13 protein-coding genes are annotated in these 14,793 nt (G+C 59.6%); 7 read left to right on the top strand and 6 right to left on the bottom strand.

All coding sequences use genetic code 11. The features are described from left to right. Positions 1-173: 173 nt before the first annotated feature. The 4 genes from AC13C0_RS06745 to AC13C0_RS06760 all read left to right on the top strand — a co-directional run bounded on the left by AC13C0_RS06745 (position 174) and on the right by AC13C0_RS06760 (position 3,977). A complete protein-coding gene (locus tag AC13C0_RS06745; RefSeq protein WP_117617941.1) occupies positions 174-1,151 on the top strand; it encodes a Bug family tripartite tricarboxylate transporter substrate binding protein in 978 nt (325 codons plus the stop codon). Then, positions 1,148-1,594, top strand: coding sequence for a tripartite tricarboxylate transporter TctB family protein (locus tag AC13C0_RS06750; RefSeq protein WP_482954174.1), 447 nt, complete (start codon positions 1,148-1,150; stop codon positions 1,592-1,594). Before AC13C0_RS06745 ends, AC13C0_RS06750 begins: the two co-directional genes overlap by 4 nt. After that, positions 1,594-3,120, top strand: a complete 1,527-nt coding sequence (locus AC13C0_RS06755; protein ID WP_117617939.1) for a tripartite tricarboxylate transporter permease — start codon at positions 1,594-1,596, stop codon at positions 3,118-3,120. Before AC13C0_RS06750 ends, AC13C0_RS06755 begins: the two co-directional genes overlap by 1 nt. Before the next feature lie 185 nt (positions 3,121-3,305). Next, positions 3,306-3,977: an NAD-dependent epimerase/dehydratase family protein gene (locus AC13C0_RS06760; RefSeq protein WP_117617938.1), complete on the top strand. Its 672-nt coding sequence runs from the start codon at positions 3,306-3,308 to the stop codon at positions 3,975-3,977. Between the two features lie 77 nt (positions 3,978-4,054). Here AC13C0_RS06760 and AC13C0_RS06765 read toward each other — a convergent pair whose 3' ends face one another. Together AC13C0_RS06765 and AC13C0_RS06770 are read right to left on the bottom strand one after the other, a co-directional pair. Beyond that, entirely contained in the window at positions 4,055-5,725 is a 1,671-nt protein-coding gene (locus AC13C0_RS06765; protein ID WP_117617937.1) for a GMC family oxidoreductase, read from the bottom strand. Between the two features lie 28 nt (positions 5,726-5,753). Then, positions 5,754-7,265, bottom strand: coding sequence for a CoA-acylating methylmalonate-semialdehyde dehydrogenase (locus tag AC13C0_RS06770; RefSeq protein WP_341582447.1), 1,512 nt, complete (start codon positions 7,263-7,265; stop codon positions 5,754-5,756). 188 nt (positions 7,266-7,453) lie between these two features. Between AC13C0_RS06770 and AC13C0_RS06775 the strand changes: the two genes are divergently transcribed. Then, positions 7,454-8,365, top strand: a complete 912-nt coding sequence (locus AC13C0_RS06775) for a LysR family transcriptional regulator (protein ID WP_341582446.1) — start codon at positions 7,454-7,456, stop codon at positions 8,363-8,365. 67 nt (positions 8,366-8,432) lie between these two features. On the opposite strand, the gene AC13C0_RS06780 is transcribed toward AC13C0_RS06775, so the two are convergent. Together AC13C0_RS06780 and AC13C0_RS06785 are read right to left on the bottom strand one after the other, a co-directional pair. Beyond that, a complete protein-coding gene (locus AC13C0_RS06780) occupies positions 8,433-9,377 on the bottom strand; it encodes an alpha/beta fold hydrolase (RefSeq protein WP_117617934.1) in 945 nt (314 codons plus the stop codon). A gap of 157 nt (positions 9,378-9,534) precedes the next feature. Continuing rightward, positions 9,535-10,596, bottom strand: a complete 1,062-nt coding sequence (locus tag AC13C0_RS06785; RefSeq protein WP_117617933.1) for a PA0069 family radical SAM protein — start codon at positions 10,594-10,596, stop codon at positions 9,535-9,537. 96 nt (positions 10,597-10,692) lie between these two features. On the opposite strand from AC13C0_RS06785, the gene AC13C0_RS06790 reads away from it, so the two are divergent. Together AC13C0_RS06790 and AC13C0_RS06795 are read left to right on the top strand one after the other, a co-directional pair. Further along, positions 10,693-10,896, top strand: coding sequence for a group II intron maturase-specific domain-containing protein (locus AC13C0_RS06790; RefSeq protein ID WP_162893692.1), 204 nt, complete (start codon positions 10,693-10,695; stop codon positions 10,894-10,896). A 419-nt stretch (positions 10,897-11,315) separates the two neighbouring features. Continuing rightward, positions 11,316-11,615 (top strand): helix-turn-helix domain-containing protein, encoded by a 300-nt coding sequence (locus AC13C0_RS06795; RefSeq protein ID WP_117617931.1) that lies wholly within the window; start codon positions 11,316-11,318, stop codon positions 11,613-11,615. 322 nt (positions 11,616-11,937) lie between these two features. On the opposite strand, the gene AC13C0_RS06800 is transcribed toward AC13C0_RS06795, so the two are convergent. Both AC13C0_RS06800 and AC13C0_RS06805 read right to left on the bottom strand, forming a co-directional pair. Continuing rightward, a complete protein-coding gene (locus tag AC13C0_RS06800; RefSeq protein WP_482954175.1) occupies positions 11,938-13,356 on the bottom strand; it encodes a hypothetical protein in 1,419 nt (472 codons plus the stop codon). A gap of 7 nt (positions 13,357-13,363) precedes the next feature. Continuing rightward, on the bottom strand, positions 13,364-14,548 hold the full coding sequence (locus AC13C0_RS06805; protein ID WP_117617929.1) for a YncE family protein: 1,185 nt from the start codon (positions 14,546-14,548) through the stop codon (positions 13,364-13,366). Between the last annotated feature and the right edge of the window lie 245 nt (positions 14,549-14,793).

Here is a 14,793-nt window from a genome sequence, read left to right on the forward strand (position 1 = left end):
GGATTGCCCGTGAACTTTATGAACAAAACGGCCATTAGTTTCTTTAAAGGCGTTACGACCACAAGCTTCAAGACTGTGCCGATCCGCTTTTAACCTGTATGCGAGTCGCCCCATCGGCCTAGCCAACAGGCCTGCCTCGGGAGCGAACACAACAACAAGCATGAGGTGACACAATGTTGATCAAACGTACCCTGTCTTTTGTGGCGGCGGCCGCCGTCAGTATGTCTGTCCTGGCCTGGGAACCCTCCGGAAAAGTGGAATGTCTGGCGCCTGCCGATCCCGGCGGCGGTTGGGATTTTACCTGTCGTAGCGTAGGCAATGTGATGCGGGAGCTGGGCATGGTGGATGGCTCCGTGCAGACCGTTAATATGGCCGGCGCCGGTGGTGGTGTTGCCTTTGCACACACGGTGAGCAAGCGGGCCGAGGACAACAAACTGCTGGTAGCGGCGTCCACCGCGACCACCACACGCCTGGCCCAGAAGCAGTTTCCGGGCATGAATGCCGACATGGTGACCTGGGTGGGTGCCCTGGGTGCCGATTACGGCATCATCGCCGTGGGCAAGGATTCGAAATACAAGAATCTGAATGATCTGATGGATGCCGTGGCGGATGATCCCCGATCCGTCAAGTTTGCCGGTGGCAGCGCCCGGGGTGGCTGGGATCACCTGAAAGTGCTGATCGCCGCCAAGGCAGCGGGCGCCGACGACCTGCCGCGTATTCCCTACCTGTCGTACAACAATGGTGGCGAGGCCATGACCCAGGTGGTCGGCGGCCAGGTGGATGCCTTTACCGGCGATATCTCGGAAGCCACCGGTTTCATGGAATCCGGTGACCTGCGGGTTCTCGCTGTCCTGTCCGAAGAGCGCCTGCCCGGCAAGTTTGGTGATATTCCCACGGCCAAAGAGCAGGGTATTGAAGCCCTCGGTCCGAACTGGCGTGGCTTCTACATGCCCAAAGGCGCCGATCAAGCGGCCAAGGAGTACTGGGTTAACGCCGTGGACACTCTGTACGCCAGCGAGCAATGGAAAAAAGTCATGAAGAGCAATGGCCTGATTCCCTTTCATCCGCCCGCTGATCAGTTCGATGAATTTGTCCGTAACCAGGTTCAGGACATCGAAAAGCTGTCCCGCGAAATCGGATTACTGAAATGACCAGCTTTGGTGATCGCATTCTCGGTCTGGGCCTTCTGGTCCTCGCCGTTGTCTATGGCTGGGCTGCCCAACAGTGGCCCGAGCCATTCGGCGGCGCTGAGGGCGTGGGACCGGAAACCTTCCCCACCATTCTCTCGGTGGTGCTGGTGGCTGGCAGCCTGTATCTGATGATCGGGCCGGATCCGGACGCTCAGTGGCCGGTCGGTAAATCTGCCCTGGAGCTGTCGATTTCACTGGTGGTATTGGTGGTTTACACCCTGCTGCTGGAACCCCTGGGGTTTGTGATTTCCACGACCCTGGCCGTGGGCACCCTCAGCTGGCGCATGGGTGGTGCGCCCCTCAAGGCGTTTATGACCGGTCTGGTCAGCGCGGTGGTGGTGTTTGTGCTGTTTAATTTCGGCCTGTCCCTGAGCCTGCCCGGTGGCTTGCTGGAGGTGAACTGATGGAAACCCTGAGCTTTCTGATGGAGGGGTTTGCAGTCGCGCTGACACCGTATAACCTGATGTTTGCGCTGTTCGGTGCCTTTGTGGGTACCCTGATCGGCTGTTTGCCCGGCCTCGGCCCGGCCAACGGTGTGGCCATCCTGATTCCGCTGGCCTTCACCCTGGGTTTGCCCCCGGAAACCGCGATGATCCTGCTGACCTCGGTCTATGCCGGCGCGATGTACGGCGGGCGAATCTCATCAATCCTGCTGAATATACCGGGCGATGAGCCTGCCATGATGACCTGTCTCGACGGCTACCCCATGGCTCAGCAAGGCCGGGCGGCGGATGCCCTGGCCATCTCCGCCGTGGCGTCGTTCACCGGTGGCCTGATCGGCACGATCGGTCTGATCATGCTGGCGCCGATTCTGGCGAAATTTGCCCTGACCTTCGGCCCGGCGGAGTACTTTGCCCTGTTCATGCTGGCGTTCGCCACCCTGGGCGGCATTACCGGCAAGAACCCCATGAAAACGGTGATTGCGGCGACCCTGGGGATCATGGTTTCCACGGTTGGCATTGATATCTCCACCGGCACCCAGCGATACACCTTCGATATTCTGGAGCTGTATGAGGGTATCGACTTCATCCTTGCCATTGTTGGCCTGTTTGCGATTTCCGAACTGCTGTTTTTCGTAGAGTCGCGCATGGGAGGCGGTCGCAAAAAGATGACTGTGGGCAAGATAACCCTGAGCTTCAGGGAACTGGTCAGCACCATTCCGACCCAGCTGCGGGGTGGCGTTCTGGGCTTTATTGCGGGTGTGCTTCCCGGCGCCGGTGCGTCTCTGGGGAGCTTTATCAGCTACACCCTGGAAAAGCAGGTGCTGGGCAAGAAGGGCACGTTTGGCGAAGGTGATATCCGGGGCGTGGCGGCTCCGGAGGCCGGCAACAACGGCGCGTCTTCCGGTGCCCTGGTGCCGATGCTGACCCTGGGTGTGCCGGGCAGCGGAACCACCGCCGTGCTGCTGGCGATGCTGATCTCCCTCAACATCACCCCGGGCCCCCTGATGTTCACCCAGAATGCCGACATTGTCTGGGGCGTGATCGCGGCGCTGCTGATCGGGAACGTGCTGTTGCTGGTGTTGAACATCCCGCTGGTGGGCCTCTTTGTCCGGCTGCTTTCGATACCACCCATGTACCTGTTGCCTATCGTGACCATGGTAGCCTTCGTGGGGGTTTACTCCATCAGCCACAGTACCTTTGATCTGTACTTCATGGTGGCCTTCGGTGTTGCCGGGTACTTCCTGCGCAAGCTCGAGATCCCGCTGGTACCAGTCATCCTGGGCCTGCTCTTAGGACCGGAGATGGAAAAGAACCTGGGCCACGCCCTGGTGCTGTCCGACGGGGACTGGAGTGTGCTGTGGTCCAGCCCGCTGTCCATCGGGCTATGGCTGGTGGCCGGCCTCGGTCTGGTGCTGCCAGTGCTGGTTGGTCCGATTCTCCGTCGCCGCATGCACGCGGCCATGAAGGAAAGCCCTGTCAGCGACTGACGCGGTTTAAATACTCCCTCTGACGACCTGTGGTCAGTCTTTGCACCGGGCCTTGCCCGGTGCTTTTTTATAGGCCCAGGTGGGAAGATCTGCAACACTGTCGGCCAGTGATGTACATGGAATGATGAACTCGTTCCGGTGGGTTTTTGGTAGGATGGGGACAGGTTTATCCAGGGAAGAGTGTTATGAAAGTGATGTTATTGGGTGCCACCGGCCTGACCGGTGGCAAGGTGCTGGAGGGCTTGCTGGCTAAAGATGAAGTTTCACAGGTGATTGCACCGGTACGGCACAAACTGCCGACCCTCCACGAGAAACTGGAGCAGCATGAAATCGACTTTGACCAGCTAGCGGACCATGCGGATCTGTTCAGCGTTGATAGTATTGTCTGTTGTCTGGGCACAACCATCAAAAAGGCCGGCTCCCAGCAACAGTTCCGCAAGGTGGATCTCGGCTACCCCCTGAAGGCGGCGGAGCTCGGCAGGTCGCAGGGGGCGAGGGCCTTTATTCTGATGTCTGCCATCGGCGCGTCTTCTTCCTCCACGATTTTCTATAACCGGGTAAAGGGGGAGCTCGAGGATTCATTGAGGGAGCTCAGCTATCCCTATCTCTCCATCTACCACCCCAGCCTGCTGCTGGGGGATCGGCGAGAGCACCGAACGGCCGAGGCGCTGGGAATAAAGGCGATGCCATTGGTTAACCGACTGCTGATTGGGCCCCTGGACAAGTATCGGGGCATTGAGGCGAAGACGGTGGCCAGTGCCATGGTCAACGAAACCTGCAGCCTGGCTTCTGAACCGGTCGCAGAACGGGTGGTTCAGGTTCGGGAATACGGCGACATTGTCAGGCTGGCGGAATAAGTCTCCGGCCATATCGACAGCTGCCGACCCGACGTTTCCCGATTCCCGATTCCCGGGATCACCGGCTCTTGGCATTTCTATTTGCCGGCCAGGATCCAGCGGGCGGCTTTCTCCGCAATCATCAGGGTGGGGGAGTTGGTGTTGCCGCTGGTGATGGTCGGCATAACGCCGGCATCCACCACCCTCAGACCCGCCACGCCCCGGACTCGAAGATACGGATCCACCACAGCCAGCTCGTCATCGGCACGGCCCATGCGGGTGGTGCCCACCGGGTGGAAAATGGTGGTACCAATATCGCCGGCCAGTTTGGTGAGTTCGTCGTCTGTCTGGTACTGCAGGCCAGGTTTGAATTCCTCCGGCTGGTATTGCATGAAAGTGGGTTGTTCAGCGATGCGCCGCGTTACCCGCAGCGAATCCGCGGCCACTTTCCGGTCTTCCGGCGTGCTCAGGTAATTGGGGGCAATGGCCGGTGCCTGCTTCGGGTCGTTGCTGCGAATTCGCACGGTACCGCGGCTGGTTGGATTCAGGTTGCAGACGCTGGCGGTTATCGCCGGGAAATCGTGTAACGGCTGCCCGAAAGCGTCCAGGCTCAGGGGCTGGACATGGTACTCGATGTTGGCATGCCTGTGTTCCGGGGAACTGCGGGTAAACAGGCAAAGCTGTGACGGTGCCATGCTCATGGGGCCGGAGCGGGTGAGCAGGTATTCCAGGCCAATCCGGGCCTTGCCAATCAGTGAATTGGCCATGGTGTTCAGGGTGGTGACCCCTTTCACCTTGTAGACGGACCGGATCTGCAGGTGGTCCTGCAGATTATCACCCACACCGGGCAGGTCAGCCACTACATCAATCCCATGCTCGTTAAGAAGATCGGCAGGGCCGATTCCTGAGAGCTGCAACAGTTGCGGTGAGCCGATGGCGCCAGCCGAGAGAATGACTTCCCGCTGTGCCTTGGCAACGACTTCACCGTTGCCGGGCCTGTCAACACGCACGCCGGTGCAGCGGGGGCCGGTGCCGGAGGCTTCTGTTTCAAGACCAAGCACGTGCGTTGAGTGCCAGAGTGTGAGGTTGGGGCGCTTTTCCGCCTCCCTCAGAAAGGCCTTGGAGGTATTCCAGCGCCAGCCGGCTCTCTGGTTGACCTCGAAGTAGTCCACGCCTTCGTTGTCGCCCCGGTTGAAATCCCGGGTCCGGGGAATGCCGGCTTCCACGCAGGCCGTGGCGAAATCTTCCAGAACCTTCCATTTCAGGCGCTGGTGCTCCACGCGCCATTCGCCACCGTGGCCGTGGTATTTGTCGTGTTCCGGATCGGCGTCTCCGCCGTCATCCAGACGGTAATGGTCCTCGTGACGCATGAAATCCGGCAGACAGTTGTCCCAGGTCCAGGCGTCCTCGCCGGTGATCTCGGCCCATTGGTTGTAATCCCGGGCCTGGCCACGAATGTAGAGCATGCCGTTGATACTGGAACAACCTCCCAGGGTTTTGCCCCGGGGGTAGATCAGCGAACGCCCGTTAAGACCGGCGTCCGGGTCCGTGCGGAAGCACCAGTCGGTACGCGGGTTGTTGATACAGTAGAGATAGCCCACCGGAATGTGGATCCAGTGGTAGTTGTCCCGGCCACCGGCTTCGATCAGCAATACCCGGTTGGCCGGATCTGCACTAAGGCGGTTGGCGAGCAGGCAGCCGGCGGTGCCGGCACCTATCACGATGTAGTCGAACTCTTGCTGTCCCTGTGCCTTTTTGTTGTCGGACATGGCGTTTTCTCCGCAGCTCGTTCGGTCGTTATTTGGCAGTTGGCATGACAAATTCTGCACCGGCATCGATGGAATCGGACCAGCGCTGCATGATGGATTTCTGGCGTGTGTAGAACTTCACGCCTTCCTCGCCATAGGCGTGGGTGTCGCCAAACATGGAACGTTTCCAGCCACCAAAGCCGTGCCAGGCCATGGGTACCGGAATGGGTACGTTAATGCCTACCATACCTACCTGGATTCGGCGGCCGAACTCCCGGGCCACACTGCCGCTCTCTGTGAAACAGCTCACACCATTGCCGAATTCGTGGCCGTTGATCAGGCGAATGGCAGTGGCGATATCCGGTACCCGAACGCACGCCAGAACCGGTCCAAAAATTTCTTCCCGATAGATGATCATGTCCGGCGTTACCTGATCGAACAGCGAGCCGCCCATCCAGAAGCCATCTTCACAGCCTTCTCCGGTGTTTGAGGCATCAAACTCGCGGCCATCTACCACCAGCTTGGCGCCTTCGGCCACGCCCTTGTTAATGTAGCCGGTAATGCGCTGGTGCGCAGCGGCCGTGACAATCGGGCCCATCTCGGCATCGAGTTGCTCGCCGTTTTTCACGTTCAGGGTGCGGGCCCGTTCGGCCAGCCGTGGCATGATCTTGTCCGCCACATCGCCAACCAGCACCGCGACACTAATGGCCATGCAGCGCTCGCCGGCGCTGCCGTAGGCGGCGCCGATCAGGGCATCGACGGCCTTGTTCAGGTCTGCGTCGGGCATCACCACCATGTGGTTCTTTGCGCCACCGAGGGCCTGGATACGTTTGCCGTGTTTTGCCCCTTTTTCATAGAGCAGGTTGGCAATCGGGGTGGAGCCGACAAAACTCAGGGCCTGCACATCCGGGTGCTCAATTAGCGCTTCCACCGCTTCCTTGTCGCCCTGAACCACGTTGAACACGCCATCGGGAAGGCCCGCCTGACGCAGCAGATCGGCAATCATCAGCGATGCGCTCGGGTCGAGCGGGCTGGGTTTGAGTACAAAGGTGTTACCAGCAGCGATGGCGACCGGAAACATCCACATGGGCACCATGACCGGGAAGTTGAACGGGGTGACACCAGCAACCACACCGAGGGGCTGGCGGGTGGTCCAGTTATCAATGCCGGTGCTGACCTGCTCGGTGTAATCGCCTTTCAGCAACTGGGGGATGCCACAGGCAAACTCCACAATGTCGATGCCTCGGGCCACTTCACCCTGGGCGTCGGTGAAGACCTTGCCATGTTCGGCGGTGATGGCCCAGGCCAGGTCGTCCTTGTGCCTGTTCAGAAGCTCAAGAAACTTGAACATAACCCGGGCACGCCGGATCGGCGGAGTATCCGCCCATGCCGGGAAGGCAGCATCGGCGGCGGCAACGGCTGCGTCCACATCCGCACGATTGGCGAGAGCAACCTGACCGGTCACCTGACCAGTGGCCGGATTGAACACGTCCTGAGTCTGGCTTGTGGTGCCTGGTGATATTTCGCCATTGATATAATGGAGGATGGTCGCGTTGGTCATGAATGCCTCGATTTTTTCCCGTGAATCCCTCGAATGACGCCAGTTATTGAGTCTTTCAGGGCTTTCTTTCAGTATTGGTGGATATTTGACCATACAGGCTAGAGTGGATCAGGAGCCAAAGCAATTGAGATTTCTAAAAGCCAGATATAATGTAGGCTTATATCACTTTAATGAGAATGAGGCATATTATGCACCCCCTCCAGAGCTTGCGGGCGTTCGTTACGGTAGCCCGTGAGGGCAGCGTCTCCCGTGCCGCAGCCCGTCTTCACCTGACCCAGCCGGCCGTCAGCCTGAAGCTCAAACACCTGCAGGAGGAACTGGATCTGAAGCTGTTCCTGCGCAAGCCCCAGGGGCTGGCCCTCACGCCGGATGGCCAGGCCCTGTTACCTTCTGCCGAGAAAGCGCTGGCCGCCATGGCGGCGTTCGGACAGAGCGCCCGGGCACTGCACAGTACCCTGCGGGGCCGGTTGAGCATCGGCACCATTGTGGATCCCGAATTCATTCGTCTCGGGGCGTTTCTGCACCGGCTGGTGGAACGTGCACCCCAGTTGGAGACCGAACTGCGGCAGGGGATGAGCGGCAGTGTTCTGGAGCAGGTCCGTGATGGTCGCCTGGATGTCGGGTTTTTTCTGGCCCCGCCGGGTGTCGGCCCGGGTGTGCTGGCGCCCGAAGTGACCCACCGTGAACTGACCCGGTTTCATTATTATGTCGTTGCGCCGGCAGGCTGGGGGCAGAGGATTCTGTCTGCACAGTGGCCGGATCTGGCGGCCATGCCCTGGATTGTGACGCCGGAGGACTCGGTTCACCACCGGTTACTCAAGGGAACCCTGGAACCGCTGGGCCTGGCACCCCGTGGCGTCGCCCAGGTCGACCAGGAGGCCTGCATGCTGGATCTGGTTCGGGCCGGCGTCGGCCTGAGTCTTGCCAGGGATGCGCTGGCCATGGCTGAGCGCCAGGAACAGGGGCTGGTCATCGCCGAAGGGATTCAGTTGCCCTGTGCCTTGAGCTTTATCTGGCACCGTGACCGGCAGGACGAGCCTCTGATTTCAGAAGCGCTGGAAGCTCTGGCAGGGGTCTGGAATCTGTCCGCTGCGATCTAACCGAGGGTGGCATCCAGAAGCATCATGACCGAAAAGCCGCCCAGCCAGACAACATTGATTTCAGGGGTCATGGCTCAGTTTGTAGTTCCCTGTGCTGGTTGTTCAGATAATGGTTCAGCCGTTGAAACAGGTGTTCCTGAAACCGCCCTGACAGAGGGTACAGGTGGCCTGCGTCTGGCATCAGGGTCAGGTCGGCGTCGGGCAGATTGTCTGCAAGATGACGGGCATAGTCCACAGGGATGAAAGGGTCCTGTTGACCCTGGTAGACGAGGATCGGCACCTTCACGCCCTTGAGTTTGAAGCCCCAGTCTGCCAGCTCGGTCAGCAAGTCGGTGGCGATGGCCTGGCCGCCGCTTTGCAGGCACTCCAACTGGTCGCGCCGAAAGTATTCGCCTCTCAGACAAGCGCGGAGCAGGGATCTGTCCTGTTCACTTACCAACTGCTTTGCCTCACGCATATACAGGCTGGGGTGTCGGAGGGAAATCCAGACGACCAGCCGGACGACGAGCTTCAGCAGGGCCGGGCTCAGCCGCATGAGGCCGGGGCCGGGCCATCGCGTGCCCTCAATCAGTCTGTGATGGCCGGGAAATTCGCGGAAGTGGGTGTAGCCTGAAAGGCAGACTCCGAGATCCATCCGGTCCGAGAGGGCATAGCCGCAGGCCAATGCCCGGGAGCCGCCACTGGACCAGCCTATATAGGAGAAGCGCGGCAGTTTCAGGGCGTCGATCAGCTGCCGGATATCCTCTGGATAGTTTCTGAGTGTCCGGCGCTCCCGGTAATCCGATAACCCGATCCCCGGACGGTCCGGAGTAATGATGCGGAATCCCTGGTGGCGCGCCCGCTCATGCAGGAAGTGGCCTTCCAGCCGGCAACCGGGCATGCCATGACCGAACAGTATGGGATAACCCCGGGGATCACCCAGGTCGGTGTAGGCCAGCCGCCTGCCATCCTGAAGCCGGATGTGGTGGTCGCTGTTGCCAGCAGGGACCGACGTGGGCCTTGTCGAGGTCATCAATGTATTCGCTGAGGCAATGCTGGGCGCTCAGCAGGATCCTGTCGGACGGAATATTGCCCTCCGTTGCGAACGGCAATGACTGGCAGCCACTTGGTAAGCCGTGCCGTGGTAAGGGAAAAACGACTTGGCCCATGCATCGGTGGTCTCCATTTGATTACCACAGCCCCATTTGTTCACCGCCGGGTCGGCGGAACAGATCGCTTCGCAGGGGCGCTTCCTCATGAAGATTGAGCCCCAGACGCCGTGCTTTCTTCGAGAACCGCTGGCGGATCAGGTCGGAATAGGGGCCTGTGCCCGTCATTCTGCGGCCAAATGCGGCGTCATAGTTTTTCCCGCCCCTCAGGTCCCGCATCCGGTTCATTACGTGTTCCGCCCGCTGTGGGAAGTGCCGGTGCAACCAGTCCTGGAGCAGTTCGTCCAGTTCGTGAGGTAAACGTAGCATAATCCAGCTGGCCCGGGTTGCCCCGGCCTTGGCTGCAGCCTCAAGAATTGCCTCGATCTCATGATCGTTAATGAACGGTATGACAGGCCCCAGAATAATGCCGGTCGGAACCCCCGCTTCCGAGAGTTGCCTGATTATTTTCAGCCGGGTTGCCGGAGCGGCGGTTCTGGGCTCCATTCGACGTTTCAGGTCGTTGCTCAGGGTGGTCAGGCTCACGCGCACCGAGCAGAGACCCTCGCTGGCAAGGCGGGAGAGTAAATCGAGGTCCCGCAGGATCAGGGCTCCTTTGGTGATGATTGAAACCGGATGTCGGTACTCCAGCAGCACCTCCAGTATCTGGCGGGTGATCTTCTGGTCCCGTTCAAGGGGTTGGTAGGCGTCGGTATTCATGCCCAGGGCAATGGGCGAAACCCGGTAACCGGGCCGGTCCAGCTCTTCCCGGAGCTTGCCGGCGGCGTTGGGCTTGGCGATCAGGCGGGTTTCGAAATCCAGGCCCGGAGACATGTCCCAGTACGCGTGGGTCGGCCGGGCAAAACAATAGATGCAGGCATGCTCGCACCCCCGGTAGGGGTTGATCGACTGGTCAAAGGGTACATCCGGCGACGTATTGCGGCTGATGATTGACCGGACGTTTTCATAGACCACTTCGGTCGCCAGGGTGTCCGGGTTCAGCTCATCCTCCGGATCCTGATACCAGCCATCATCACACTGGCGATCCGTGACAATGGGTTGGAAGCGATTGTGAGGATTCAGGCCGGTGGCACGAGTTTTCATAGGCATACCCGATACTGTTTAAATGTGGCTATGTTGGCTTCTTCTGCTGGCACGCCTCAACAATACTGTATATTATACTGTATAAACAGTCCTTCGATGCAGACGGTGATTGATGAGTTAGCGGTGTACCTGAGGGGCTGGAAAGGCTACTACGGTTTTGCGCAAGTGAAATCGCCGATCCAGGACCTGGAGAAATGGGTGCGGCGCAAGCTTTGCCCCGACAGTATTTCCTGTCGCTGGGGCTGCCGGACCTTGTGGATCGCTGAACAACTCAATCAACCGAACCGCCGTGGTACGTGATCCGTATGCCCGGTGGTGTGGGGGGAGCGGGGCCGTGAGGCCTCGCCCTATCCCGATTAACCCTTTTTGACTCCAATCTTGCAAAACTCCGTCAATGACGTATATTTGTTGGCATGCTTACCATTATCGAAACCCTACATTTGAAGCGGACGCCAGAAAAATCTGGACTGAGGAGGAGCGAAGCGCTTTCTTTGCTTGGCTGGCAGCCAGTCCAGAAATTGGCGACCCCATCCCAGGTAGCGGAGGGTGTAGAAAGGTTCGTTGGTCGGTAGCGGGTTCAGGGAAGCGTGGTGGGGTGCGAGTTATTTACTTCACCAAGCTGGCAAATGGTGAGATCTGGTTGTTGGTGATCTACAAAAAGGCCGTCAGGGGCAACATACCCGCTCATATCCTGAAGTCGATTCGTGAGGTATTGGAAAATGAGTAACAAGACTTTGAGTGCAGAGGAGCTTGGCAACAAGCTACTCCAGTCCGTCAAAGAAATGAAAGCGGGTAAAGCCGCACGAACCAGTCGTGTAGAACCTAATGAGGTGGCAGAAGCACGGGGTAAAACTGGTCTGACCCAGATAGAGTTTGCTGAGGTATTGCATATTTCTGCGCGTACTTTGCAGGAATGGGAGCAAGGCCGACGTAAACCCTCTGGGCCAGCAAAAGCGCTCATCGAGATTGCTTTCCGCCATCCCGAGGTCATCCGGGAAGACCTCGAACTCCGGGGTTAACAAGCGGCTGTTGTCGGACGCGCCTACGTTGCGCTCCGGCACGCCGCAAAGCCGAGCGTTGAGGCTGTTGAAAAACCGAAAATCCCATCCCGGTTTGTTAGGATCAGGCAAACAGACAAGGAGCCGTCGGAATGCCCCGCTTCAAGCACTACAACTACGATCAGGACGCTATGGTTGTGATGACCTGCACCACTCCTTTTCAAAGCCCCTGTAACCCGCGTTCGACAGTCCAGAAACCACACGATTGAACTCCTCGCAGAAAAAAAGCCGGGGCATTTCCAGTTAAACCTCGGCCGGTTGCGGAATCAAGCTTATGTTCTAATCACTTCGTGATTGGCTGTGAGAGGATCCACAGGCTCAGCACCGTCAATCCGACCATGGCAATGGTCATCGGGATCTGCGAAAGCGCCGCCCGCCGCGAGTCTTTGAAGAGCTGGAGTGCGCGCCGGTGCGCGACCAGGACGGAAAGCGCGTGCCCCGCGATCAGGGCCGTGAAGCCGATCCACCAGATCTGCCTTGCTCCGATCACGCTGATGTTGATGGACCAGTTCTGCGTACCGAAGACGTCCCACCCCAGGCCGAAAGGGTCGGAGGCGGCAGGGAAGACCAGCTGTCCGGCGATCAGGAGGTACGAGATATAGTGCGAAAGGTGATAGGCGACTGCGATAGGCAGGAGCGTACCGACGAAGGCTCGCGCGAGCTGACCGATCGTGAGCCTGGCGCCGGCCAGCATTCGCATCAGTAAGATTAACAGCAAGTAGGCGCCATAAAAGCCGGCAATGGTCGCCAAGAGCCCGATGGTGCGAATCACCTGGATCAAATCCGCGCCCTGGGCGCGCAGCCAGAGCAGCGCCGGGCGCAGAGATTGCGAGTCGCTCACGAAATCCAGCACCGCGGCCCAGACCGGAGTCTCGGACAAGCCGTCAAAGAGCACAATCCCGATGAGCCCGGTGACCAGCGCCACCTCGCCACGGATCGGCTCTGACCTGTTCAGCAATCCCTCCCCCGGTGGGCGCAAGCGCAGGGCCTTGCGGCTGACCACCGAGAGCGGCGCAACCCGGCCAAGCACCTCAAAAATGCGGCTTAGCGGATCTGCCACACAGAACCACTGTAGCCCGAAGGCTAGCCCGCCGAGGAGCGCGACCACGAGATAGGCGGTCACCAGCAGGCCCACCGCATGCGGATCTTCTGACCAGTCAGATATCAGCTCAATCCAGGCGATCGCCAGCAGCCCTGCCGGCGCCAGCAGGCCGAAAGCTGACGGTAGGTTGGCCGCACTGTCGGTCCACGGCCGTCCGGTTCCCCACACCGAGAACGCCGCAAGCCTGCGAAATGGGTCGATCTGCGGCCAGAGGCAGACCACCAGGGCCGAGAAGAGCACGAACCCGACCCACCAGATCACCCAGACCCAGACGGTCGCGAAATTGCGCACGGCCTCCTGCGGCCCGGAGAATGCCGCACCGAGCAGGACGGCCAGCCCAAGCACGCCAACAATACCCAGCGCTGTCGAAAATGCGCGGCGAACTTTGGCGGGTATCGGGATGTCCAGATGCAGAGGGCGCGCCCGCCCGACACGGAGGAAGAGCAGTGCGCCGAGAAACGAGACCGCCACCGCTATCCCCGCGGCGGCAAGATACATGCCGAGCGGCAGCGGCAGGTCGTAGCGCGCGCCGAAGGCATGGGCCTGGGCCTGGAACGGTGCGAGAACCAGCGAGGCTGCCAGCGCAGCCCCCCAGTGCATCACCTGCCTAGTGTCCGGCTAGGTGGTTCCACTCCGGCAGGAGCGTGAGCGAGTTCGGGTTGAACCCGGCATTCTTGAGGGTGTCCATCGAGGCGACCACCTCGCCGCTCTCGAGATCCACCACCGAGACCGAGCCGTCCCTCATGTCCGGCAGGTTGATGAACGAGTTCTGGACGAATCCGTACCTGAAGTCAGGCGTGAACCCAACATGGTGTGCGCCGTCGGCCGTGACGACCTGCTTCAGCAGCTTCGGCTTCGTTGGGCCTTCCGAGATGTCGAAGATATGCAGGTGACCCGGCTTCATCGCCGTCGTAACGTACATGCGATCGGGGTTCGTGTCGTCGTTGAAGTAGATTTCCAGCGGCACAGCGGCGCCATGCTCTGCGAAGTTGAAGATCGTCTCGCGAATGAAGTCCTGCGCGCCCTCATCCCAGACCAGCGCCTCGAGCGTATGCCCGAACATGTTGGTCACGATCGCCGTCGCCGGCTCGGCACCAGGCACGAAGAACACCTCGACGGGCGCGACCTTGGAGGGCGACTCGGCATCCGACATCTTGATCTTGCCGAGCGGCTTGAGGTCGGAGGCTCGCACCACCGAGATAAACTCGTCCGGGCTGGTCAGGTCCGCCGTGATGGTAGAGGTGACCAGGATGCGGTCGATAGCACTGTTGATGGCGAGACCATGCGGGTAGGTGCCCGGCAACTCAATCTCGCCTAACACTTCGTCGCTCGCTACATCGCCGACGATCACCTTGGCGGAGCCCATGCAGGTCAGATACCAGCGCTCGTTCGCTTCGTCGAGGATGACGTCCTCGGCCACGTTGCACGGTGGCGTTTCGACCGTGGAGAGACGGTAGGGGTTCGTCGTGAGATCAAGAACCTGAAGCGCAGGCTGTTGCAGGCCGGTGATGTAGGCCTTGCTCATCGTTCGGTCGTAGAAGATGTGATGCGCGACCGTCGCGGGGTCTATCGGGATATCCGAGACGATCTTACCGAAATTGGGGCTCTCTGGATCGACATCGATGATCGCCAGACCCTCGCGCCGAGTTGTGTCACCCGATAATTTTAGGCTTTTGAGCTGGTCTGCCGGTTTACTTTCGTAATTCATGACGGCCAGGATTTCCGCCGTCGCCGTGCCGATAGGGATGAACGTTGCCAAGGCAGCAAACGTCCAGTGGATTGCGGTTTTCATGGGATGCCCTCCTGACTGGGGCACGACCAACCTGAGACAACCCCAGGCAGTCTCATAGAAGGGTATAGCTCACGCTGTATGGGAAAGCAAAGCAAAGCAAAGCAGTAACTATTCAGCTCATTCTCAGAAAAAAGTTCTTGACAGGGTTTTTGCCCGGTTTTGCAGAACTTCACCCACACTCGCCCCATTGCCGTAACATCGCGCTCAACCCCCCTGTTCTTCCTTCATTGCGGTCTTGAGCTGCC

The sequence above is a fragment of the Marinobacter sp. B-21 genome, from assembly GCF_056857895.1.